The following is a 23,073-nucleotide window of genomic DNA, read 5'->3' on the forward strand; positions in this document are numbered from 1 at the left end:
AAGTTTTAAATAATTAACTAAACCCTTAATGGGTTTAGTTTAGTTGATGAAGGATTTTAAGCAAACTCCATCTACATTTAATTCATAAGCTTTTTTCAGGTTATTTTTTAAAGTATCAAGCAAAAATAAAATTTTAGAATCAAACATATAAAACTCGGCCATCTTTGATGCAATTTTTGCCAAATTTTCATCTTTTATCAAAATGTATTTTGCACCCAATGCATTAGAAAGTAAAATTTCTTCTTCGTTTTTAACAAAAATACCAAAATCTACTTTTTCATCTTTTGCATTTTTAATAACCGATTCATCATATTCAAAACAATTCACATTGGTTTTAATAAAAATATTTTCATAATGACTAAATTTTTGCATATTTATCAAAGGATGTCCAAAAATTAACATAGCTTTTCCTTTACTTTTAAAAGACAATAATTTCTAAAACCACGGTTGAAAATTTTATAATCTTTCATTCCTTGTAGTTCATCATAAACCTCGCTACCTTTATAAAGCAAAAATGAAGTTTTTTCATCATAAAAACCATTTGAAATTTCAATCAAAGGTTTTATATCCATCAAAGCCCTTGATGTGATTAAATCTACTTTGAAAGGTAAATGATTTTGTAATTTTTCTTTTATGATATTTATATTTATCAAATTAAGCTCAGTTTTAATCACTCTTAAAAAAGAAGCCTTTTTAACACTAGGTTCAAATAGAAAAAAATTACTATTTTCTAAAATACATGCTAAAAATATTGCAGGAAAACCAGCCCCACTTCCAACATCAACAATCTTTTTTTTATCAGTCAAATCACAATAGTCTAAAATTTTTATACTATCAATAATATTGTCGTCTATGTTTTCAAGATGAGTTAGATTATGCACAGCATTAAATTTTTTTAACAACTCTTTATAAAGCGCGATTCTTTGGTAAAAATCATCTTTATTTGTAAAATCTTTTAAAAAATTTAATTGCTCTTCATAAATTTTCAATTTAAATGCCCCATTTGCGTATGTTTAATTTCCAAATAATCTTTATTAAAACGATTTGCTTCAATTAAAATAGGAATTCTTAAATTTACTTTTCCTTTTAAAGAGCTAAGTTTTTCAGGATTATTAGTCAAAAGATTAATCTTAGTAATCTGATAATGTTTAAGCATAAAATCTACTATTTCATAACTACGCTCATCTGCTTTAAATCCTAATTGATGATTTGCCTCTATAGTATTAAAACCCTTATCTTGCAAAGCATAAGCATTAATTTTATTAAAAAGTCCTATGCCCCTTCCTTCCTGTCTTAGATAAATCACCATACCACCATGCTCTTGGATATATTTTAATGAAAAGTCAAGTTGCTCACCGCAATCACATTTTAAACTTCCTAAAACATCACCTGTTAAACATTCTGAATGGATTCTAATATTAACTTCTTTTTCTAATTTTCCTTTAAAAATACAAAGATGTTCTTTGTCATTTTCTTTAAAACTTTGTATATTAAATTCTCCAAAACGAGTGGGAAGTTTTGCTATTTCAGAAATTTGAATAGTCATTATTTTCTTCACCTTTTTACAAAAAATATGCTAGAATTTAAGCAATTTTAACAAACAAAAAGGAAATTTATGTTTAAACGTTTTAGAAGATTAAGACTAAATGAGAATATTAGAAGTCTAGTAAAAGAAAATACTTTAAATTTAGATGATTTAATCTACCCCCTTTTTGTTGTAAATGGTACTAATATTAAAAATGAAATCACATCTATGCCAGGTGTGTTTCAAATGAGCTTAGATGAAATTTTAAAAGAATGCGAAGAACTAATTAGTCTTGGCATTAAAGCTATTATTTTATTTGGTGTGCTAGAAAGTTCTAAAAAAGATAGCTGTGGAAGTGATGCATTGAGCGATGATGGTTTGATTGCTACAAGTCTAAGAGCTATTAAGGCAAAATTTCCTAATTTAGTAGTGATTACCGATCTTTGTTTTTGTGAGTATACTGATCATGGTCATTGTGGTATTATTGATCCAAAAAGCAAAAGTGTGGATAATGATTTAACTTTAGAAATTTCAGCCAAACAAGCTCTAATTCATGCCAAAAATGGCGCTGATATGATAGCACCAAGCGGTATGATGGATGGCATTATTGAAACTTTAAGAAAAACTTTAGATGAAAATGGTTTTGAGAATTTACCTATTATGGCTTATTCTACTAAATTTGCCTCAGCTTATTATGGACCTTTTAGAGATGTGGCTGATTCTGCGCCAAGCTATGGGGATAGAAAAACCTATCAAATGGATTTTGCTAATGGTAAAGAAGCCTTATGCGAGAGCTTAGAAGATGAAAAACAAGGTGCTGATATTTTGATGGTTAAACCAGCGCTTGCGTATTTAGATGTAGTTAAAGATATAGCAAATCATTCCAAACTTCCACTTTGTGTGTATAATGTAAGTGGCGAATATGCTTTATTAAAAGCAGGTCAAAAAGCAGGCGTGATTGATTATGAAAAAATAGTACTTGAAACTATGCTTGCATTTAAAAGAGCAGGAGCTAAGCTTATCATAACTTATCATGCAAAAGAAATTGCAAAATTATTAAACAAGGAGTAAGATTGGATAGTCTAAGTAAAAAAAGTTCTCAAGATATCATTAATGAATTATCAAATTATTTGGGTATAGAAAAACACAATCAAACCATATTTCATCTAACTCATATAAACGAAAAAGAAAAAAAATTAAGCTTAAAAAATGGCCATGAATTAGCACCTGAACCATGGTTTATAGTAGATGAAAATGGTGAAGTTAAAACTATGTTTTCTGTAAAAACCCTAATTGAGTTTTTACAAAATGCCAAAGAGGTGCAAAAAGATAATTTTGAACTCAAATTAGAAAAGGCTATTTATCAACAAATTCCTATTGATTTTAACGATGTTTGGACGGTTGCTATGGATGAGATTAAACATCAAGTTGCCAAAGGCGTAAAAGAAGTAAATATTGATTTAGATCAACTAATTAGCAATATTCATGCTAAACATCCTAATTTGTTTATTAACATGAAAGAAATGATGCAAAAGGTAAAACCAAATGAAAGATTATAAAAGCTTTGTTAAATACTCCAAAGCAGGCCCAAGATATACATCTTATCCTACTGCAGTGGAGTTTAACACTCAGTTTAAATATGAAGATTATATACAAATTTTAAAAGATCAAAAAGCACAATTGTCTTTGTATTTTCATTTGCCTTTTTGTAGAAGCGCTTGCTATTTTTGTGGTTGTAATGTAATATATACTGCTAAAGAAGAAAGCAAAGAAAGATATTTAAATTATCTTTTTAAAGAACTTGATCTTTTAGCAAATATCATCAACACCCAAAGAGAAGTAGCTCAAATGCATTTTGGTGGTGGTACACCTACATTCTTTTGCGCCAAACAATTACAAAGTTTGATTTTAAAAATTAAAAGCATTTTTCCAAATTTTACCCAAGATAGTGAAGTAAGCTGTGAGATTGATCCTAGATTTTTAAATGAAGAACAAGCTGATGTTTTGATTCAAAATGGTTTTAACCGTATTAGTTTTGGCGTGCAAGATTTTGATGAAAAAGTTCAAAAGGAAATTCATAGAATTCAACCTTTTGAATTAACCAAAAATGCAGTAGATATGGTAAGAAAAAAGGGAATTAACTCAGTAAATATGGACTTAATCTATGGTCTTCCTTATCAAAGCCTAGAAAGTTTTAAGCAAACTTTAGAAAAAGCATTACTAATCAATCCTGATCGTTTTGCTATTTTTAACTATGCACATGTGCCTTGGCTTAAAAAAAATATGAGAAAATTTGATGAAAGCACATTACCAAGCCCTGATGTAAAACTTCAGATTTTAGAATACTGTGAAAAATTTTTAACTCAAAATGGTTATAAAATGATAGGAATGGATCATTTTGCAAAACCACAAGATGAACTTTTTAAAGCTTTAGAAAATGGTAGCTTGCATAGAAATTTCCAAGGCTATACTACAAAAGGTGGAACTGATTTAATTGGCATTGGCTTAACAAGTATAGGCGAAGGACAAAGACATTATATGCAAAATTTCAAAGACATGCCAAGTTATGAAAAAGCTATTGATGAGGGTAGATTACCTTGTGAAAAAGGTATTATGCTTGATGATGATGATGAATTAAGAAAAGCTGTTATTATGGAACTTATGAGTAATTTTGCACTTAATATAAAAAATATAGAAAATAAATTTAAGATTGATTTTTTTGAATATTTTAAACAAGATTTAAAAGAACTTGAAGAACTTGGCGAATTTGTCACTATAGATGAAAATTATATCAAAGTTAATGAAACAGGGGTGCTTTTAATACGTAATATTGCTATGTGTTTTGATAAATATTTAAAACGCATTAGTGAAGATAAAAAAGTATTTTCTAAAACGGTTTAATATGCTAAATGTTAATGAAATTTCTAACGCTTGCGTAAAATGTGGTAAATGCATACCAGTTTGTACTATACATGAAATAAACCGCGATGAGAGCACTTCCCCTCGTGGTTTTTTGGATTTAATTAGTGCTTATAAAAATCAAGAACTAGAACTTGATAAAAATCTTAAAAAAACTTTCGAATCATGTTTTTTATGCACAAATTGCGTTGAAGTTTGTCCAAGTCATTTAAGAGTAGATAGCGCTATTGAAAAAGCACGCTTTGATATAGCTCAAAAATTTGGCATAGCATGGTATAAAAAGCTTGCTTTCTTTTTTTTAAGACACAGAAAGATTTTAGATATCTTAGCAAGATTAGGCTATGTTTTTCAAAGTTGTGCTTTTAGCTTGCAACATAAAAATTTAGGAATGAAAGCTAAATTTAGCCTACCTTTAATCAAAAAAGACCGCTTATTGCCTTCTTTAGCTAAGAAAAGTTTTTTAGCCTCTAATCCTGATTTTATAAACAATCAAGGCGAAAAAACTATAGGACTTTTTATAGGTTGTTTATCTAATTATTCCTACACTAATACAGGTTTTGCCTTGCTTGAAATTTGTAAACATCTTAAAATCAATGTGGATTTATTAAAAGATCAATCTTGTTGTGGTGCTCCTCATTATTTTACCGGAGATTTTAACAGTGTAGAAAAATTAGCTAAAAAAAATATCATTTATTTTGAGGAAAAATTAAAAACACTGGATTATATCATTATCCCAGAAGCGACCTGCTCTGCGATGATTAATATAGACTATGAACATTTTTTCCATATGCAAAATGATGAAGAATGGGCAATAAGAGCTAAAAATATTTCCAGTAAAATACTACTTGCAACAAAATATTTTTATGAATACACTAATTTAGAAGAACTTTTAAAAACAAAGAAAAAAACAAATACAAAAATCGCATATCATGATCCTTGCCATGCAAGAAAAATGCAAGGGGTTTTTAAAGAACCAAGAGCCCTGCTAAAGCAAAATTATGCTTTTAAAGAACTTATCAAGTCAAATGAGTGCTGTGGTTTTGGTGGAGTTAGCATGCAAACTGATCATTATGAAAAAGCTTTGCAAGTTGGCATAAAAAAAGCTCAAAACATACAAAAAAGTAATGTAGAAATCATTAGTGCAGAGTGCTCAGCTTGTAGAATGCAAATTTCAAATGCATTAGAGCATGAAAAAATTTCCACAAGATTTTTACACCCATTAGAACTTATAGCTAAAACACTTCAAGATTGAAAACTAATCTTGATGTTTAATATCTTCAATGTTTGATCTATTTTTTTCTATTAAAATTCTATTTTGTTCTATGTTTTCACTATTTTTCTTGCATTCATTTTTTAAAATCTCTATATTTTTATGCAAAATCTTTATTTTTCTTTCATAACGATTAATCAGCAAAAACACTATAAATAAAAATAAAATTAAAATAGCCCAATTTAAAAATGCCATATTTATCCTTTCTTTAGATATATTAGTACTTTTTATCTTAAATTACAATTCTTTTTAAATTTGGAGAAAGTTTTACTAAAATTTCATAATTAATAGTATTAAAAAAGTTGGCCATAACATTTGCATCATTCATAACACAAATTACCTCACTATCATTCTCGCAAGAAAAGCTATCCATAGACATTTTTCCAAGTATTTTTTTACCATTAGGAAGAAAAAAATCTTTTTTACCATCATAACGCAAAAGCCCATCAGCATAACCTAAATCATAAGTTGCTATTTCGATATCTTCTTTTGCACTATACATTCCACCATAACCAACACTTTGACCTTTTTTTAACACTCTTTGGCTTAATTTTTCAGCCCATAAACTCAAAACCCTACGCAAGTCTTTATTAAAATGCGCATAACCAAACTGTACAAGCCCTACTCTACAATACTCATCATCTTCTAAAGTATTTGCTCTAAATAAAGCTTCAGAATTATGAGAATGAAATACTAAGTTCTTAGCCTCTTCTTGTAATAAATTATAAATTAACTTTTTAGCGTATTGAAATTTTTGTTTTTGCACAAAATAACTTGCATCTACTTCATCACTTCCTGCAAAATGCATCATCACTCCATGAAGTATCAAATTATTACTTTTTAACCCTTGCATCACTTCTTGAATTTCTTCAAGCAAAATTCCATTTCTATGCATGTTTGTATCTATGACTAAATGAATTTTTGTATTTTTTTTAAGCTTTTTTATGTCATTTTTTGCATTTAATGCATAAATAAATTTTTCACTTTCATTACCATGTGGTTGATGAGATAAAATTAAGATATTATCAAAAATATTTTCAAGCTCTTTTGCTTCAGCTTCATTTTTTACGGCTATAAAATTTATACCTTTTGCTCTAGCTATAGGAGCTAAAAGTTTAGCTCCATGACCATAAGCATTATCTTTAAAAACACAAATTACTTTTTCATAACCTCCAGCCTTAGAGGCTATTAGGTCAAGATTATACTCATAAGCTAAGCGATCGATTTTTATATAAGCCATTATTGTTCAGCTAAAATTTGCATTTTATCTTCAACTAGCTTAACATAAAGAACTTTTTCTCCTTTGAATTTATAATTAGTACTACGATAATCTTCATAAAATCCTATTCTAAAAATCTTCTCATTTTTTTCATTTGGATAAGGACTTATGCTAAGATCTGAAAATTTAATAGTTTTTTCTTCTTTTTTAGCAAAAATTCTTTGTTTGTTTTTTGCAAACTGCTCATATGAAAATTTATTTTTATGCTTGAATATTTTTTGATCATAAAAAGATAAGTATTTGTCAATGTCACTTTTTTGCCAACTGTCTTTCCAAGCAAATAAATTTGCTAACAAAATAGCAACTTCTTCATGGTTTGTTCTTACTTTATTTTTTTCCTCTGTCATTGCATATGATTTTCTATCAGCGACTAATTTATTAAAATCTTCTAGTAAATCATTTTGTACAGCAATACAACCTCTAGTTTTATAAGTATCTAAACGCGTTCCATCTAAAGGATATCCATGAATCCAAATTCCACCACCTGTTTTACCTAAAGTTTTATCTAAAACGTTTGGATAAGTTGTCGCAAAAGCAAATGGTCCATAATATGGGTCACCAGGATAAAATTTCTTTCCAAGCTCATAAAAACCTATAGGAGTTTTTAAATCCCCTTCTATTTCTTTATCTCCAGCCAAACCAGTTAAAACATCTTTTTGAATAAATTTCTTTTCTACTTTTCCATCATTATAATGATAAACTCTAATGATTTTGTCGCTTTTATTAGTCAATACAATAGCTACATTTTCTTCGTAGTAACCAAGGCTAACATTTTTATCTTTTATCTCATCAAGCCAAAAATCTTTCTTGCTTAATTCTTGCTCTAACACCTTTTCAACTGCATCAATACCTTGATTTAAATAAATTTTTGCAAGATCACTTGCATTTACAAATACAACCAGACTAAATAATACTAATATAGTTTTAAACAATTTATACCTTTCTATTAAAATTTAAAACAACAAAGAGATAATTATAATATTTTTACAATAAATATATTTTTAATTTTTTCCGTGTATAATGTTTATGATTGACTAAAAAATATAAAGGAATAATAATGAAAAAATTACTTAGTTTAGCTATATTAAGCACCTTTGCTATTGCAAATGAAATCACTATAAATGATCCTTATGTTAGACAAACTCCGCCAAATTCTAAAACAACAGCAATTTTTTTGGAACTTAAAAATAATTCTGATAAAGATATAAAACTAATAAAAGCTCAAAGCTCATTAAGTGATACAACTGAAATTCACGATCATATCATGGAAAATGGTAAAAAAATGATGGTGCAAATCCCTCAAATTACCATAAAAGCCAATTCAAGCGCTGAACTTAAGCCAGGTGGCATGCATATTATGATACTAAATCTTAAAGAAAATATCACACCTCAAACCAAAGCTAATTTAACACTTTATTTTGATGATAATAGCACAATTGAACTAAAAGATATTAAGTCAAGAAGTATTAAAAAATAATGAAAAATCTACTTATCTTTGCCCTAGCTATAATCTTTGCTATATGCGGGGCTTATTTTTATACTAATTCAACAAATTCTGGGAAAAAAAGAGAGTTAATCACCACTCTAACGCCTTTAGCATGCGATCTAAATATCCAAGAGTGTGAGTATAATTTTAAAGATAAAAAAATCTTGATAAATTTAAATCCAAAGCCTATAACTACACTAAATGAACTTGATTTAAATATCACTAATTTAGGTGAGTTTAAAAAACTAAACGCTAGAGTTTATGGGCTTAATATGTATATGGGAGATATTGTTCCACAATTTAAAAAAATCAACAACACTTATCATGCTAAATTAGTTTTAAGTTCTTGTACACTAGATGTGATGCGTTTTAGAATAGAACTTTTTGATGATGAAACTCCACTAGATTTTTATTTTGACTTTGATGTAAAAAGGTAAAGTATGAAAAAAATAAATATTTTTTTATTAATTGTGGTAATTTTTGGGGTGTTTTTTATATCAGTGCAATATTTTGAAAATAACAAATACAATTTTCACTTAAATTCTGAAAAAGGCATGCTTAGTTTAAAAGATTTTATCGGTAAAAAATTGATTGTATATTTTGGTTATACATATTGTCCTGATGTTTGCCCTAGTGAACTTGCCTTAATTGCCAATGTTTTAGAAAAAATGCCAAATAAAGAAAAAGCTCATGTGGTGTTTATCTCACTAGATCCAGCAAGAGATAGCAATCTAACTCAAACTAGTCAATGGGTAAAATATTTTTATCCAAATTCTACTGCTTTAGTTGCTAAAGATGAAAAAGAATTAGAAAAAGTTACTAAAAATTATGGTGTGGTATATGAAAAAATCAATCTTAAAGATTCTGCTATGGGATATTCTATAGCGCATAGTGGTGAATTTTATCTGATCGATGAAAAGGGAAAATTTATTAAAACCATAAAAGATATTAGTTATGAAAGCTTTTTTAACGAAATTCAAAAATTCTTAAACGAATAAACTTTTACAATTTATTCGTTTCTTAAAGTATCTAAAATATCTACTTGAGTTGCTTTTTTGGCAGGATAATAAGAAGATAAACTTACAATCACAATAGCTCCAAAAAGTGTAATACAAAAATCAACTAAAGAAAGTTCTAAAGGCAATTTACTCATACCATAAACATCACTTGGCAAAGAAATAATATCAAAATTTCCAAGCACCCATAAAGCTATAGCTGCAAGAATCACACCTGCTATAATACCACTTCCACCTATTAAAAACCCTAAAGAAAAAAAGGTTTTTTTAATCTCTATCTTACTAGTACCTAAGGAAAGCAATAAAGCTATTTCGCTGCGTCTATTCATCACTATCATCAATAAAGAGCTTACTATGTTTAAACTTGCAACTAAAATAATCAACATTAATACTATAAACAAAGCCCTTTTTTCTAAAGCAAGAGCTGCAAAGAAATTCCCATTTTGTTCCCACCAACCGATGCTAGCATATCTTGCACCCAAAAAAGCATCAATTTGTTTAATATCTTCAAAGGGTTTATTTGAATACACATGCACTCCATCATAATTTCCTTGAGGATATGATAAAATTTTAGCTAAGGCTTTAGCATCTGTATACATATAAGCTTTATCATAGGCTAATAACCCTGAAGAAAAATCAGCCTTAACATCAAATCTTTTAACCTGCGGGATAAGCGAAAGACCACTAGCATTTAGATTTGAAAAAATTAGAGTTATTTTTTCATTATCATCTAGTCCAAATTCATCTTTTAAACCCTTACCAATTAAAATATCAAAATTATCTAATTTTTTATCTCCTAAAGCTTGAGCTACTACTTCATTGATCTTTTTTTCATCTTCAAAATTAACCCCAAAAAGCATACCGCCTTCTAATTTTAAATCATTTCTTGCTATGACTTGAGTAGCAATATAAGGACTAAATAATAAATTTGGAAATTTGATTCTTAATTCTTGTAATAATTTATCATCCACACTTGCTCCAAAACGTGGCAATATAGTGATAGGATAATTCATAGTAAAAAGTTTTCTTTCAAATTCCTTATCAAAACCATTCATAATAGCCATTGCAACTAAAAGCACGCAAAGCCCTATACTCACGCCTAAAAAGGCTAAAATTTTTGAAAGCATGATAAAGGGTTGATCTTTATCAAAACGCAAATATTTAAATAATAAATAACGAGGGATACTTTTTTGCATTTTATACTCTTAATATTTTTTTAAGTATTTTAACTTGATTTTTATAAAAGCTAGCTTTGTATTTATTTAAGATAATATACAAAAGCACTATTATCATGAAATTCAACTATAAATCTTAAAGGTAAAATTCTTACATAAGTTTCACTTTGAGCGCTTGCTTGTTCACTTTTTACAAAATCTTTTACATCTATTTTTGCATTAAAAAAGCAATCAATTAAATCATTTTTGTGAGCATTTAAAAAATTAAATTTATCTAATTTTGTCATTTTCTCTTCATCTACCATGCCAAAATCATTGCGCACTAAAGACTTCAAGTCACTTGATGTATAAACTAACTCACAAGCATATTCTAAATTCTTTTTTTTGCTCTTGGTCATAGCCATAGAAATAGTTTCATTTTGATGAAAAAGGATTAAATTTTTATTAGAGAGTTCTGCCCAAAATATAAATTCATCTTGGGCAGTAGCATTAAAAATTATAAGGATTAATAAGCAAACAATTCTTTCCACTTGTCAGCATCGATTTTAAGTTCTACATTTACTCTATAAAGACCATCTTTAAAGTCTTGATCAACTACACTTGCATTTTTAATCAAACCATTTACTTGTGCTGTAATAGTTGAACTTTTAAGCATTGCATCTTTTACTGTATCTTTACCATTAACTCTTACACCATATAACTTACTAGCTAATTGTCTATAAGCATCAGTAATTGCTGCTCTTTTAGCTAAAGCCAAAGCTTGACCAACAGAAACTGTATTTAAAGGAGCAATACCCTCACCCACTGCTGTAAAAGTTAAATCATTGTCTGTGCTTGTATCATTTGCAAGCATTTTTTCTTCTCTAATGATATTACGCACATCATCTTTGTCTACTTTTTGAACTACAACATCAGAACTTGCAGCTTGAGTAGCTTGAGCTTGAGCAGGTTTCGCACCTCTTTGATCTAGTGCACACGCACTAAAACCTAAAGCCAAACAAAACATAAAAATAACTTTTTTCATTTTTACACCTTCAATTTATTTGATATTATTTAAGATAGCAAAAAGCATTCCAGAATTTTACTATTCTAAATTTAAATCCATATTAGTTTCAGCATCTAATTCCTCATCTTCTTCTTTAGGACATTTAGCAATGCTTACCACTTCATCATTTTCCACATTAACGACAATCACACCACTTGTGTTTCTACCTGCTTTTCTAATACTTTGCATATCAACGCGTATCATCTTACCACTGCTTGTTAATGCCATTAAATCCATACTTTCGTCGACTATGACTATTCCGATTAAATCTTTTGTTTTAGCAGTAAGCTTCATACATATTACACCCTTACCACCTCTACTTTGAAGTCTATATTCACCTGCATCAGTACGCTTACCTATACCTTTTGCACTTACGCTTAAGATTTCTTGAGCGTCATTTTCTATAACAACAGCACCCACAACTTCATCACCTTTTTCTTTAAATTTAATCGCAGTCACCCCTCTACTTACACGGCCAATCTCTCTAACTTTAGCAAGTGGGAATTTAATACACATACCTTTTTTAGTAACCGCAAAAAGCATTTTACCACTAACAATTTCAAGCTCTTCGCTATTTTCATTTGTTTCAATTTCCAGATTATCTTCTGCTTCTAAGTTTTCGTCTGTATTTATATTTACAATTTCACTTTCATCTCTTGCTACAATAATTGCAGTAACAAGCTCATCATTTTCATCTAGATTAATCGCTTTTACACCCACGCTTCTAATATTTTGATATTCGCTTAAATTTGTGCGTTTTACGATACCATTTTTAGTAAAGAAGCACAATGATTTGCTCTCATCAAAATCAGTAGTTGGAATAATTGCCATGATTTTTTCATCTGCTTGCAGATTAATGAGATTAACCACAGCTTTACCTTTAGCAGTTCTACTTCCTTCAGGAATTTTATATACCTTAAGCCAATAAAGTTGCCCACGATCAGTAACAAACATCAAAGTATCATGTGTGTTTGCCGTAAAGAAGCTTTCTATAAAATCATCATCATAAGTTGTAACCGCGACCTTGCCTTTACCACCGCGTTTTTGTTTTTCATATTGCTTGCTTGGGACACGTTTGATATAACCACGATGAGTAATGGTAACTACCATGTTTTCATTAGGGATTAAATCTTCTATATCAATATCATCATAATCATCTTCAATTTGAGTGATTCTTGGCACATCAAATTTTGTTCTGATTTCTTTTAACTCATCTTTGATTAAATTTTCAAGCAAAGTTTCGCTTTTTAAAATTTGATCAAGTCTTTCAATTTCTGCTAATAATTCTCTTAATTCATTATCGATTTTTTCTCTTTCAAGTCCTGTTAAACGACCTAATTTCATATCTAAAATCGCATTAGATTGAAGCTCGCTTAAGCCAAATTTTTGCATTAATAAATTTTTAGCCGTTGGATTATCAGGAGAGTTTTTAATCAAAGCTATCACTTCATCAATATTATCTAGTGCTATTTTTAAACCTTCTAAAATATGCGCTCTAGCTCTAGCTTTTTGCAACTCATAAATAGTTCTTCTAATAATTACAGTTTTTCTATGATTTAAGAATAAATTTAAAAGTTCAATTAAAGAAAAAACTTTTGGTTCTTTATTATGTATAGCAAGCATAATCACACCAAAAGTGCTTTCCATAGTGGTAGATTTAAAAAGATTATTTAACACAATCTCGCTCATAGCATCGCGTTTTAGCTCAATTACTACGCGAATTCCTTCTCTATCACTCTCATCTCTAACTTCAGCAATGCCTTCGATTTGTTTTTCTTTAGCAAGTTCAGCAATTTGCTCTATCAATCTTGCTTTATTGGTTTGATAAGGAAGTTCATCTATTACAATAATATCTTTATTAACTCTTTTTTCAATATGGGTTTTTGCTCTTACTTTTACCCTACCACGACCTGTGCGGTAAGCTTCTATAATACCCTTTTTACCAAAGATAATACCACCGGTTGGAAAATCAGGACCTTTAATAAATTGCATTATTTCTTCTAAGCTTGCATTTTTATTATCAATTAAATAAAGCAAACCATCAATAAGCTCATTCAAGCTATGCGGAGGAATATTAGTAGCCATACCTACTGCAATACCACTTGAACCATTAAGTAATAAATTTGGCACCCTAGCAGGTAAAACATCAGGCTCACTCATAGAATCATCATAATTTGGTATAAAATCAACTGTATCTTTTTCTATATCACGCAAAAGTTCTTCAGCTAAAATCGTCATCCTAGCTTCAGTATAACGCATCGCAGCAGCACCATCACCGTCAATAGAACCAAAGTTTCCTTGCCCATCTACGCTTGGATAACGCATAGAAAAATCTTGTGCCATTCTTACTAAAGCATCATATACAGCTGTATCACCATGTGGATGGTATTTACCGATTACATCACCCACTATACGCGCTGATTTTTTGTATGCACTACGACTTCCAACACCTAAATCATTCATAGCATATAAAATTCTTCTATGAACAGGCTTAAGCCCATCTCTAGCATCAGGTAAAGCACGGCCTATAATAACACTCATAGAATAATCTAAATAACTACTCTTTATAGAACTTTCTATATCTATATTTTCAATATCTGAATCTTTAGTAAAAATATTTTCCATAAAAATCCTTAAAATTAATCTTTATATTTTAGCAGATTATTCTTTTGCATTAGCTAAAACTAAAGCAAAAAGTACTTCGATGTTATTTTTTTCTAAAAGCTCTCTTGCTTCAAGCAAACTTAATCCCGTAGTTACAACATCATCTACTAAAATCACAGGATATTTTGGACGCTTTAAAAGCTTATAAGATCTTTTATTATCTTTACGAAATTGCAAACTTTTTCCACTATATTTAAATTCTGAATTAGCTTGCAAAGCATGATACATAGGTTTTATAAATTGAGTTTTTAAATGTTTGGTTAAAATAGCAGTATGAGAGTAGTTTTTGTATGTTTTATCATCCAAGGCTATGGCATTAATTTCACAAGAGGGTTGAAAAAAATCTTTAAATTTAGCAAAACTTAGTTTTGCAAGCGCATTTAAAACAAAATATCCTTGAAATTTGTGTTTAAAATAAATTAGATGTTTAATTTGTTCATATTGATAAAAATAATAAACCTTAAAACCTTTATCAAGTTCTCTTATACCTAAAGAATATTCTAAAAGCTCTTCCTTACAAGCTGGACAAAAGCTCACAAAGGAAAATCCATGGCAACTAAAACACCTCACAAAGAACTGATAATATCTGCAGATTTATTAGCTACTTGTTTTATAAGAAGCTGAGTGAAGAAAGGCAGATCTTTAATATTATAAAAACCTTTAACTTCTTGTTTAGTTTTAATGTTAATAGTTTTATTAGTGTTAATATCTTTTAATGTTAACTGACTAGCAATAATTGAAAATAAAGAATTAGAATCAAATTTAGAATAAAAATCATTAAAACTTAAATCTACTCTTAAAACATAAGGAGAATCTTGTGTATTTTCAACCACTACTATACCTCTATTTTCTAATTCTTCTTTTAAAAACACATAAAAATAGTAGTTAAAATTTTCATTAATATAATAATTATTTCCATTAGAAGAAGAATATTTCAAATTCTCATTTAAATCATACACTCTATGAATATAAACTTTTTTCAAAGAAGCACTTTTATCAATTGTTCTTTTATTTGTACAATACTTAAGTCCTACATCACTAATATACACAAGACCTTTAATTTTTGCTTCATATGCTTTAGAATCAGAAGGATTATAACACTGTGCTTGGATTTTTATAACTTCATTAACCTTAGCTACACCTTGATTTTTAGGGTTTACAGCACAAGCGCCAAAAAACAAAGCTAAAATACATACGAACATTTTTTTAAACATTATCTTTCCTTAAAAGCAATCATCTTTTTGATTAAGATGATTTTTAATCAGCAAAAATTATACCAAAAACAAATGAATTTTACTAAAAATTACTTTTTTTCACACAAAAATAATTTTGTAAAAAAAAATTATATAAAAATTAATATTTAAAAGAAAATTCATTTAGAATATGTTACAAAACTACAATATTTTAAAGGAGTTGTTAAATGAGTTCAAACACAAAAACACTTATAGTTATTGCTGATTTAGTGTTATTTATCGCTTTGCTTTATTTCTCCCCTTTTGGCGAAACTAAGGTAAACCAAGGATTATCCCTGTTGATCTTTATCGCTATATTGTGGCTTAGCGAAGCTTTGCATGTTACTATTACAGCTATTTTAGTACCTGTTTTAGCAGCCATCTTAGGATTATTACCTACTGCTAAGGCTTTAACAGGCTTTGCTGATTCTAATATCTTTTTATTTTTTGGTGGTTTTGCTCTAGCAGCAGCCATGCATCATCAAAAACTAGATAAGCTAATTGCGCATAAAATTTTAACCCTGGCAAAAGGACATTTAGGTTTATCAAGTTTATATATTTTTATCACTACTGCATTTTTATCTATGTGGATGAGTAATACTGCAACCGCAGCCATGATGCTTCCGCTTGCTATAGGTATGCTAGCTTCACTTGATCCACAAAAAGATAGAAACACCTATGTTTTCATTCTTTTAGGTATAGCTTTTAGTGCAAGCATAGGTGGTATAGGCACTATAGTAGGAACTCCGCCAAATGCTATTGTTGCTACTCAATTACACATTAGTTTTGCACAATGGTTAAAATATGGTATTCCTATTGTTTTAATCTTTTTACCTGCAATGATTTTGATTTTGTATTTTATGTTTAAACCAAGGTTTAATCTACAAGTTGATTTACACACTGAAAATATAGAACTTACAAGACCTAGAATCATCACTTTAATAATCTTTTTAGTGGTTGCGCTATCTTGGATTTTTAGTGGTAATATAGGTCCTATCATCACAAGTATTTTTGGACATAAAATAGCAAATCTTGATGCAATTATTGCCTTGCTTGCAGCTGTTTTAGTATGTGCATTTAAAGTAATTGATTGGAAAAATGTACAAAAAAATACTGATTGGGGCGTGTTAATGCTCTTTGGTGGAGGTATTACTCTAAGTGTAGTGTTAAAAGATTCAGGTGCTAGCAAGGTTATGGCTGATACCATTATTTCATTTATAGAAAATGGACATTTATTTGTTATAGGCTTAATCATAGCATTTTTTATAGTATTTTTAACAGAATTTACCTCAAATACTGCTTCAGCAGCCTTGCTTGTGCCTTTGTTTATCTCTATAGCAGATACTTTAGGTGTTCCTGCTTTAGGACTTGCTTTAATTATTGCTATTGGCGCTTCTTGTGCTTTCATGCTACCAGTTGCTACACCACCAAATGCTATAGTTTTTGGTACTGGCCATATCAAACAACAAGAAATGGTAAGAGTAGGAATTATACTAAATATATTCTGCTCAATTAGCCTTGCAATAATTGCATATTTCTTCTGGTTATAATCTTTTAGTCCTTTTGGACTAAAAGATCTTTACATCTTAAAATATATTTTTTTACATTTTCACTTTTATACAAAGCTTCTCTTATACACACACCTGCTAAATTTAAATCTTTTAAGTGTTTTATAGTTTGAGTATTTATGCCACCTATGGCATAAATGGGTATTTTTGAAACTTCTAACAAATCTTTTAAATTCTTAATACCTTTTGGAGTCAAATCAGTCTTACAAGAGCTTTTAAATACATGCCCAAAAAAAGCATGACCTGCTTTAAGCTTATAAGCTAAATCTAATTCTTCTTTAGAGTGAATGGAAGTACCCAAAAGCTCAAATTTTTTATAGCTTTGTGAGTAATTTTGTAAAACAAATAAAGGAGCATGAAAAAATTGATGATTTAATTTTAAACAAACTTCATAATGATAATGCAAAAAGCAAATCTTTTGAGTTTTATTAAAAATTTTTAATACTTCTTTGGCTAATTTAGCGTATTCTAACTCATCTAAATGTTTTTCTCTAAGCACCAAAGCATCAATACTACTTTGACTTAGTTTTTCAATAAAATTTAAAAAATCTCCTTGGATATTTTGACTATCGCTAATAGCAATGACTTTTTTATCCCACATAAATACTATCGCTCATTATAGCTTGCAAATTTGCATTTTTTAACATAGCTAAAACCTCATCAACACTACGCATATCACTAATTTGAAACTGATCATCACCTTTTTTATCGCCTTGATGCTCACCTACTCCCACGCTCACACCTGCACTCATTTTAGTAGCTCCAAGTTTAATAACCCCGTCTCTAAATCCTGCTCTTTCACGCGTAGAAATCGTAATACCTGCAAAAGGTAAAAACAATCTATAAGCACATAAAACTTGCAAAAGTCTTGTTTCACTTACATCTTTTGGATGAATTTTTTTATTATTAATAATAGGTCTTAATCTAGGGATAGACAAAGCTATTTCAGCATGAGGGTATTTTTGCTGTAAAAAATACGCATGTAAAGCCGTAGCAAAAGCATCTTTTCTAAAATCATCCACACCAAGTAAAGCTCCAAAAGCAACCCCTCTCATACCCGCTTTTAACGCTCGCTCTTGCGCATGGAAGCGATACTCAAATACACTTTTTTCACCTTCAATATGAATTTTAGAATAAGTTTTTTGATTGTAAGTTTCTTGATAAACACTTACATATTCACAACCCTTTTCATGAAGCAGCGCATACTCATCTACATTCATAGGATAAACTTCAATCCCAACGACCTTAAAATACTCTTTTGCTATCTCACAAGCTTTGGCAAGATATTCCACGCTAGCATACTCCCTGCCCTCACCTGTTAAGAGTAAAATTTCTTCCAAACCACTTTTTTTAATCTCTTGCATTTCTTTGTGAATTTCAGCCTCATTTAGCTTAGCTCTTTTAATGTTATTTCCTTTTTGAAACCCACAATAAGTGCATTTGCTATTGCAAAAATTAGAAAGATATAAAGGTGTAAAAAGCAAAATGGAATTTCCAAAATATTTTTGAGTAATCTTGCTTGATTTTTGCGCCAAATCTTCTATAAAATCTTCCGCTGTGCTTGAAAGCAAGGCTTTTAAATCTTCTAAGTTAAGATAATCTTTAGCTAAAGCTTGTTTTACATCAAAAGCGCTAAATTTACTTTCATCAAAATTTTCAACTTCTTTTAAAACCTTAGTTAAAATTTCACTTTCAATACTTTGCATATGAGGATATTTTTGCATTTTAATCTCTTAAAAAACCACTCAAAGGTGAACTTGCACTTGGCGTGCTTTCATTTGCTATGCCTGCTAAATACGCATTATGTCCTGCATCTATAGCTAAAGCAAAAGCCTTTGCCATTTTTGCTACATCTTTAGCTTGAGCTATAGCAGTATTTGCCATCACTGCGCTTACTCCCATTTGCATGGCTTCACAAGCTTGTGCGGGATTTCCTATGCCTGCATCAACTATAATAGGCAAACTAATTTCATTAAGTAAAATTTGTATAAATTCTTTAGTTTTTAAGCCTTTATTGCTTCCTATGGGAGCTCCAAGAGGCATTATAGCAGCAGCTCCTGCATTAGCCATAGCACGTGCTGCATATAAATCAGGATACATATAAACCAAAGGCGTAAAACCCTCATTTGCTAAAAGTTCCACTGCTTTTATACTTTCATAATTATCCGGTAATAAATATTTACTATCGCTAATTACTTCAACCTTAATCATATCTCCACAACCAAGCTCTCTTGCAAGTCTTGCTATACGCAATGCCTCATTAGCATTTCTTGCACCTGAAGTATTTGGTAAAAGCTTGATATGCTTTGGAATAAAATCAAGTATATTTTCTATGCCTTTATCATTTACCCTACGCAAAGCTAAGGTGATAATCTCAACTTTTGCTTCTTCAATAGCTGATCTTATAAGCTCAAAAGAAAATTTCCCAGAACCTAAAATAAACCTAGAATTAAACTCATATTTTCCTATTTTTAATTTTTCCATTACTCACTCGCTAAAAGTTCTAAAACTAAATTTGCTTGATGTCCTGCACAAATATTTACACGCGGTGCCATAAGTCCATTGCCTACTTTTGCCTCGTTTTTTAAATCACCACAAACATAAAAGTTTTTTGCGATTTTTCTTGTTTGTATGCTATTACTATCTCCATATCCTGCTAAGCCAGAAGCACAAATTAATGTTTTTTGAGGATAGTGTTGGTGAAAATTTTGCGCTAAAAGAGCTTTATATTTTGCACTATCAAAGGCTTCACAAACTAAATCATCATTTGTAAAAAGTTCGGCTATATTTTCTTTTTCTATTTTTAAAACTTGTGCAAATACTTCTATAAAAGGATTAATTTTAGCGATTTGATCTTTTAAAGCTTCAGCCTTAAATTTACCCAAATCTTCCACCATATAAGCTTGGCGGTTAAGATTGCTTGGCTCCACCACATCAAAATCAATCAAATGAAGCCTACCAACCCCACTTCTTGCTAAATTTATAGCTATATGCGATCCAAGCCCACCAAGCCCACACACTGCTACACTTGCCTTTTTGAGTTTATCATGAAGCTTTGGAGTATGTCTTGCTCTCATCATAGCATCAAGAGCTTCATATGGTGGTAAAGTATTTTTTTCTATACAAAAAAGCTCATCATTTTCTTTTAGCTCCAAACTTTCTTTTGTCGCAAAACCATTGATTATCCATACATCATTTTCATTTTTACTCACACTTTGAAAAAATTCCAAAGTGTTTTTAAAATGCGTGTCTATCATACTACCATTAAATTTAATTCTCATCAACCACCACCTACAAAAGTAACAATCTCTACTTTATCATTTTCTTTTAAAGTTAGATTTTCAAATTTATCCCTTGGGATAATTTCTCCGTTTAATTCTAAGGCGATAAATTCTATTTTTAATTGCTTTTCTTTAACATAATCCATAAACCTAAGCTCTTTTAACTCAAGCTTTTGTCCATTGATAATCACGTTTTTTCCTAGTTAAAATTCTCTAATAAATCTTTAAAAACTAAATACAATTTTTCAAGTTCTTCTATACTCACTCTCTCATCAATGGCATGAATTCTATCATTACACACGCCAAATTCTACTACCTTCACACCAAACTCAGCAAAATATCTTGCATCACTTGTGCCACCTTTGGTGTTAAGTTCTGGTACTATTTGAGTGATTTTTTGTACGCTCTCATTTAGTTTTTGTACGATTTTAGAATCACTTTGTGTTAAAAAAGGCTTTGAGCTTTGATTTATGCTTAATTCATAATCAAGTCCTTCACAAGTCTTTTCTATATAAGCTTTTACATCTTCTAAGCTAGTTTGTGGAGAATTTCTTACATTAAACATCAGTTTTAAATCATTTGGAGTTACATTGCACACTTCCATACCACCACGTATATCAGTAATAACAATTTTAGATGGTGCAAATATCTCATCACCTGGATCAAGATCAAATCCTGCTAAAAATTTCAAAGCAGAAGCAAAATTATGCACAGGATTAATGCATTTTTGCGGGTATGCTACATGACCTTGTTTGCCTTTGATGAGTAATTTTGCATTGATAGAGCCACGACGCCCTATTTTAATACTATCTCCAAATTTTTTATCACAAGTTGGCTCAGCAACCACAGCAAAATCAGGTAACATATCTTTTTCTTGCATAAATTTAAGCACTTCAAGCGTACCAAATTTAGCCTCGCCTTCTTCATCACTTGTTAAAATCAGCGAAATTCTTCCTTTGAAATTTTCCACTTCCTTAACCGCGCACATAAAAGCAGCCACACCACTTTTCATATCTTGCGCGCCTCTTACATAAATGAACCCATCTTTTTCTAAAGGCTCAAAAGGATCACTACTCCAACCCTCTCCCGCAGGCACTACATCCACATGCCCACCAAAAGCCAAATGTTCCCCATCATCGCTAAATTTTTTAGTCAGCAAAAGATTTTTCACACCTTCTTTTTCTATAAAAAAAGCTTCAAAATCACTTAACTCCACTGCGATATAATTTAATGCTCCATCATCATCTGGAGTGATGGATTTAAATTTACTTAATTCTTTAAAAATTTCAACTACTTGCATGTTTTATCCTATAAAAGCTTTATACAGCATAGAAAGAGCAAAATACTCTAAAATAAATGCTGAAAAAAGATTGATATAAAATATATGTTTATTTCTTACAAGGGCTTTAAATTTAGACACAAAAAACGATAGAGTAAAAATCCAAAATACAATAAAACCCACCAAACCAAAAAGCAAAGCAAAAGAGTTTTTACTCTGCATACTAAGCCCTGCTACACTCACCCAAAAGCCTATAACATAAGGATTTGTAACATTTAAGAAAAATCCTTTACTAAAACCTTTTAAAGGATGTGTTTTATTTACCTTGTTAAGATCGACTTTTCTTGTTTTTCTTAGCATTAAAAATACCATAAAACTCAAAAAGAAAAAGCCAAAAACTGCTAGTATTTTATAAAAAAATTCATTATTTGCAAAGCTTAAAAGCCCAAGATTAATCAAAATCAAAAAAAGTATATCAGCACTTAAAGCACCAAGTCCAACACAAAAAGCATTTTTAAAAGAAGACAAAGCAGTATTTAAGATCAAAATATTCACAGGCCCAAAAGGCACAGACACACCCATACCTAAAATTATGCCTTGTAAGATTACTTCTAGCATTTTGCTTCCAAGAAATTTTCTATATCGATTTTGATTTTATCAATAGCCGCGCAAACATCTTCTATATAAACTTTTGTGAAATTACTTTCTAAATATTTATCCTCATCAAGATTATTTAATATACTTTGCTTACATACTCTTGCATACTCTCCCACGGGTAAAACCTGCCCACTTGTGCCTATACATACAAATAAATCGCAATTTTGTAATTTTTCATATAAAATTTTATAATTTGGTGCCATTTCTTCAAACATCACTATATTGTGTCTTACACTTTTGCTTTGACATTTAGGACAAATTTTATCATCACTACTTTCATAGCCTATGTTAAAAATATTTTCGCACTCTAAACACCTAAGCTCAGGTAAAAAACCATGCAAATGCACCACTTCTTCACAACCTGCTCGCTCTAATAAATCATCTACATTTTGCGTTAAAATGCTAATTTGTTTTGGAAATTTTTGTTTTAATAAAGCGATGATTTCATGTGCGTGATTTGGCTTAACACTAGCTAGTTCTTTTCTTCTTTTATTGTAAAATTCCAAAACTTTTTTAGGATTTTTTCTAAAGCCAGTTGCAGAGCAAACTTCCATCACATTATGCTCTTCCCAAAGCCCACCATTAGCTCTAAAAGTTTTTATACCACTTGGAGCAGACAAACCTGCTCCACTTAAAATCATCACTTGTTTCATTTAATAAACCTCATTATTGTTTTT

General features: G+C 29.9%; 28 protein-coding genes. 8 read left to right on the forward strand and 20 right to left on the reverse strand.

Features of this window, described 5'->3' with window-relative positions:
- Window positions 1-39: 39 nt before the first annotated feature.
- Genes L8U41_RS07170 through ribA form a run of 3 tightly spaced genes read right to left on the reverse strand, consistent with a single transcriptional unit; the run spans window position 40 to window position 1,546 of the window.
- Entirely contained in the window at window positions 40-402 is a 363-nt protein-coding gene (locus L8U41_RS07170; RefSeq protein ID WP_263664190.1) for a hypothetical protein, read from the reverse strand.
- Complete coding sequence (gene rsmG / locus L8U41_RS07175) at window positions 396-983, reverse strand: 16S rRNA (guanine(527)-N(7))-methyltransferase RsmG (protein ID WP_412175031.1); 588 nt, start codon at window positions 981-983, stop codon at window positions 396-398. The genes L8U41_RS07170 and rsmG overlap by 7 nt, the downstream gene beginning before the upstream one ends.
- Before the next feature lie 2 nt (window positions 984-985).
- Entirely contained in the window at window positions 986-1,546 is a 561-nt protein-coding gene (ribA, locus tag L8U41_RS07180) for a GTP cyclohydrolase II (protein WP_263664192.1), read from the reverse strand.
- A gap of 69 nt (window positions 1,547-1,615) precedes the next feature.
- Here ribA and hemB point away from each other — a divergent pair, with 69 nt between their 5' ends.
- Genes hemB through L8U41_RS07200 form a run of 4 tightly spaced genes read left to right on the forward strand, consistent with a single transcriptional unit; the run spans window position 1,616 to window position 5,696 of the window.
- Window positions 1,616-2,596, forward strand: a complete 981-nt coding sequence (hemB, locus tag L8U41_RS07185; protein ID WP_263728179.1) for a porphobilinogen synthase — start codon at window positions 1,616-1,618, stop codon at window positions 2,594-2,596.
- Between the two features lie 2 nt (window positions 2,597-2,598).
- Window positions 2,599-3,084, forward strand: a complete 486-nt coding sequence (locus L8U41_RS07190) for a DUF2603 domain-containing protein (protein WP_257397313.1) — start codon at window positions 2,599-2,601, stop codon at window positions 3,082-3,084.
- Complete coding sequence (gene hemN / locus L8U41_RS07195) at window positions 3,071-4,426, forward strand: oxygen-independent coproporphyrinogen III oxidase (protein WP_263728180.1); 1,356 nt, start codon at window positions 3,071-3,073, stop codon at window positions 4,424-4,426. Before L8U41_RS07190 ends, hemN begins: the two co-directional genes overlap by 14 nt.
- Before the next feature lies 1 nt (window position 4,427).
- Complete coding sequence (locus tag L8U41_RS07200; protein ID WP_263679652.1) at window positions 4,428-5,696, forward strand: (Fe-S)-binding protein; 1,269 nt, start codon at window positions 4,428-4,430, stop codon at window positions 5,694-5,696.
- 3 nt (window positions 5,697-5,699) lie between these two features.
- On the opposite strand, the gene L8U41_RS07205 is transcribed toward L8U41_RS07200, so the two are convergent.
- Genes L8U41_RS07205 through L8U41_RS07215 form a run of 3 tightly spaced genes read right to left on the reverse strand, consistent with a single transcriptional unit; the run spans window position 5,700 to window position 7,940 of the window.
- Window positions 5,700-5,909: a hypothetical protein gene (locus tag L8U41_RS07205; protein WP_012661838.1), complete on the reverse strand. Its 210-nt coding sequence runs from the start codon at window positions 5,907-5,909 to the stop codon at window positions 5,700-5,702.
- 37 nt (window positions 5,910-5,946) lie between these two features.
- Window positions 5,947-6,954, reverse strand: coding sequence for an alanine racemase (locus L8U41_RS07210; RefSeq protein WP_263728181.1), 1,008 nt, complete (start codon window positions 6,952-6,954; stop codon window positions 5,947-5,949).
- Entirely contained in the window at window positions 6,954-7,940 is a 987-nt protein-coding gene (locus L8U41_RS07215) for a L,D-transpeptidase family protein (protein ID WP_412175032.1), read from the reverse strand. Before L8U41_RS07215 ends, L8U41_RS07210 begins: the two co-directional genes overlap by 1 nt.
- A 110-nt stretch (window positions 7,941-8,050) precedes the next feature.
- Between L8U41_RS07215 and L8U41_RS07220 the strand changes: the two genes are divergently transcribed.
- The 3 genes from L8U41_RS07220 to L8U41_RS07230 are packed head-to-tail and all read left to right on the forward strand — an operon-like array spanning window position 8,051 to window position 9,477.
- The gene (locus L8U41_RS07220) at window positions 8,051-8,470 is read left to right on the forward strand and encodes a copper chaperone PCu(A)C (RefSeq protein ID WP_039668649.1); all 420 of its coding nucleotides are present in this window, start codon (window positions 8,051-8,053) and stop codon (window positions 8,468-8,470) included.
- Window positions 8,470-8,916 (forward strand): hypothetical protein, encoded by a 447-nt coding sequence (locus L8U41_RS07225; protein WP_263683239.1) that lies wholly within the window; start codon window positions 8,470-8,472, stop codon window positions 8,914-8,916. Before L8U41_RS07220 ends, L8U41_RS07225 begins: the two co-directional genes overlap by 1 nt.
- A gap of 3 nt (window positions 8,917-8,919) precedes the next feature.
- Window positions 8,920-9,477: an SCO family protein gene (locus L8U41_RS07230; RefSeq protein ID WP_263728182.1), complete on the forward strand. Its 558-nt coding sequence runs from the start codon at window positions 8,920-8,922 to the stop codon at window positions 9,475-9,477.
- 11 nt (window positions 9,478-9,488) lie between these two features.
- On the opposite strand, the gene L8U41_RS07235 is transcribed toward L8U41_RS07230, so the two are convergent.
- From L8U41_RS07235 to mapA, 6 genes are all read right to left on the reverse strand, one after another.
- Window positions 9,489-10,691 (reverse strand): ABC transporter permease, encoded by a 1,203-nt coding sequence (locus L8U41_RS07235; RefSeq protein WP_263728183.1) that lies wholly within the window; start codon window positions 10,689-10,691, stop codon window positions 9,489-9,491.
- A gap of 62 nt (window positions 10,692-10,753) precedes the next feature.
- Window positions 10,754-11,200, reverse strand: a complete 447-nt coding sequence (locus L8U41_RS07240) for a hypothetical protein (RefSeq protein WP_263679646.1) — start codon at window positions 11,198-11,200, stop codon at window positions 10,754-10,756.
- Window positions 11,176-11,694 carry an LPP20 family lipoprotein gene (locus tag L8U41_RS07245; RefSeq protein ID WP_257397303.1) on the reverse strand — a complete coding sequence of 173 codons (519 nt, stop codon included), beginning with the start codon at window positions 11,692-11,694 and terminating at the stop codon, window positions 11,176-11,178. Before L8U41_RS07245 ends, L8U41_RS07240 begins: the two co-directional genes overlap by 25 nt.
- Before the next feature lie 60 nt (window positions 11,695-11,754).
- Window positions 11,755-14,340: a DNA gyrase subunit A gene (gyrA, locus tag L8U41_RS07250; RefSeq protein ID WP_263728184.1), complete on the reverse strand. Its 2,586-nt coding sequence runs from the start codon at window positions 14,338-14,340 to the stop codon at window positions 11,755-11,757.
- A gap of 36 nt (window positions 14,341-14,376) precedes the next feature.
- Window positions 14,377-14,949 carry a ComF family protein gene (locus L8U41_RS07255; protein WP_263728185.1) on the reverse strand — a complete coding sequence of 191 codons (573 nt, stop codon included), beginning with the start codon at window positions 14,947-14,949 and terminating at the stop codon, window positions 14,377-14,379.
- The gene (gene mapA / locus L8U41_RS07260; RefSeq protein WP_263679641.1) at window positions 14,946-15,593 is read right to left on the reverse strand and encodes an outer membrane lipoprotein MapA; all 648 of its coding nucleotides are present in this window, start codon (window positions 15,591-15,593) and stop codon (window positions 14,946-14,948) included. The genes L8U41_RS07255 and mapA overlap by 4 nt, the downstream gene beginning before the upstream one ends.
- Before the next feature lie 206 nt (window positions 15,594-15,799).
- Between mapA and L8U41_RS07265 the strand changes: the two genes are divergently transcribed.
- Entirely contained in the window at window positions 15,800-17,161 is a 1,362-nt protein-coding gene (locus L8U41_RS07265; RefSeq protein ID WP_263683233.1) for a DASS family sodium-coupled anion symporter, read from the forward strand.
- A gap of 4 nt (window positions 17,162-17,165) precedes the next feature.
- Here the strand turns inward: L8U41_RS07265 and L8U41_RS07270 are convergent, their stop codons facing one another.
- Genes L8U41_RS07270 through L8U41_RS07305 form a run of 8 tightly spaced genes read right to left on the reverse strand, consistent with a single transcriptional unit; the run spans window position 17,166 to window position 23,049 of the window.
- A complete protein-coding gene (locus L8U41_RS07270) occupies window positions 17,166-17,780 on the reverse strand; it encodes a thiamine phosphate synthase (RefSeq protein ID WP_263728186.1) in 615 nt (204 codons plus the stop codon).
- Complete coding sequence (gene thiH, locus L8U41_RS07275) at window positions 17,770-18,903, reverse strand: 2-iminoacetate synthase ThiH (RefSeq protein ID WP_263728187.1); 1,134 nt, start codon at window positions 18,901-18,903, stop codon at window positions 17,770-17,772. The genes L8U41_RS07270 and thiH overlap by 11 nt, the downstream gene beginning before the upstream one ends.
- A 1-nt stretch (window position 18,904) precedes the next feature.
- Window positions 18,905-19,663 (reverse strand): thiazole synthase, encoded by a 759-nt coding sequence (locus tag L8U41_RS07280; protein ID WP_263728188.1) that lies wholly within the window; start codon window positions 19,661-19,663, stop codon window positions 18,905-18,907.
- Window positions 19,663-20,463 carry a thiamine biosynthesis protein ThiF gene (thiF, locus tag L8U41_RS07285; RefSeq protein ID WP_263728189.1) on the reverse strand — a complete coding sequence of 267 codons (801 nt, stop codon included), beginning with the start codon at window positions 20,461-20,463 and terminating at the stop codon, window positions 19,663-19,665. Before thiF ends, L8U41_RS07280 begins: the two co-directional genes overlap by 1 nt.
- The gene (gene thiS, locus L8U41_RS07290; protein WP_263728190.1) at window positions 20,460-20,651 is read right to left on the reverse strand and encodes a sulfur carrier protein ThiS; all 192 of its coding nucleotides are present in this window, start codon (window positions 20,649-20,651) and stop codon (window positions 20,460-20,462) included. Before thiS ends, thiF begins: the two co-directional genes overlap by 4 nt.
- An 8-nt stretch (window positions 20,652-20,659) precedes the next feature.
- The gene (gene dapE / locus L8U41_RS07295; RefSeq protein WP_263728191.1) at window positions 20,660-21,760 is read right to left on the reverse strand and encodes a succinyl-diaminopimelate desuccinylase; all 1,101 of its coding nucleotides are present in this window, start codon (window positions 21,758-21,760) and stop codon (window positions 20,660-20,662) included.
- A 3-nt stretch (window positions 21,761-21,763) separates the two neighbouring features.
- On the reverse strand, window positions 21,764-22,357 hold the full coding sequence (locus tag L8U41_RS07300; RefSeq protein ID WP_263679630.1) for a LysE family translocator: 594 nt from the start codon (window positions 22,355-22,357) through the stop codon (window positions 21,764-21,766).
- Window positions 22,351-23,049, reverse strand: coding sequence for an SIR2 family NAD-dependent protein deacylase (locus tag L8U41_RS07305; RefSeq protein ID WP_263728193.1), 699 nt, complete (start codon window positions 23,047-23,049; stop codon window positions 22,351-22,353). The genes L8U41_RS07300 and L8U41_RS07305 overlap by 7 nt, the downstream gene beginning before the upstream one ends.
- Window positions 23,050-23,073 lie beyond the last annotated feature (24 nt).

It is taken from the genome of Campylobacter sp. RKI_CA19_01116 (assembly GCF_025771405.1).
Classification (GTDB): domain Bacteria; phylum Campylobacterota; class Campylobacteria; order Campylobacterales; family Campylobacteraceae; genus Campylobacter_D.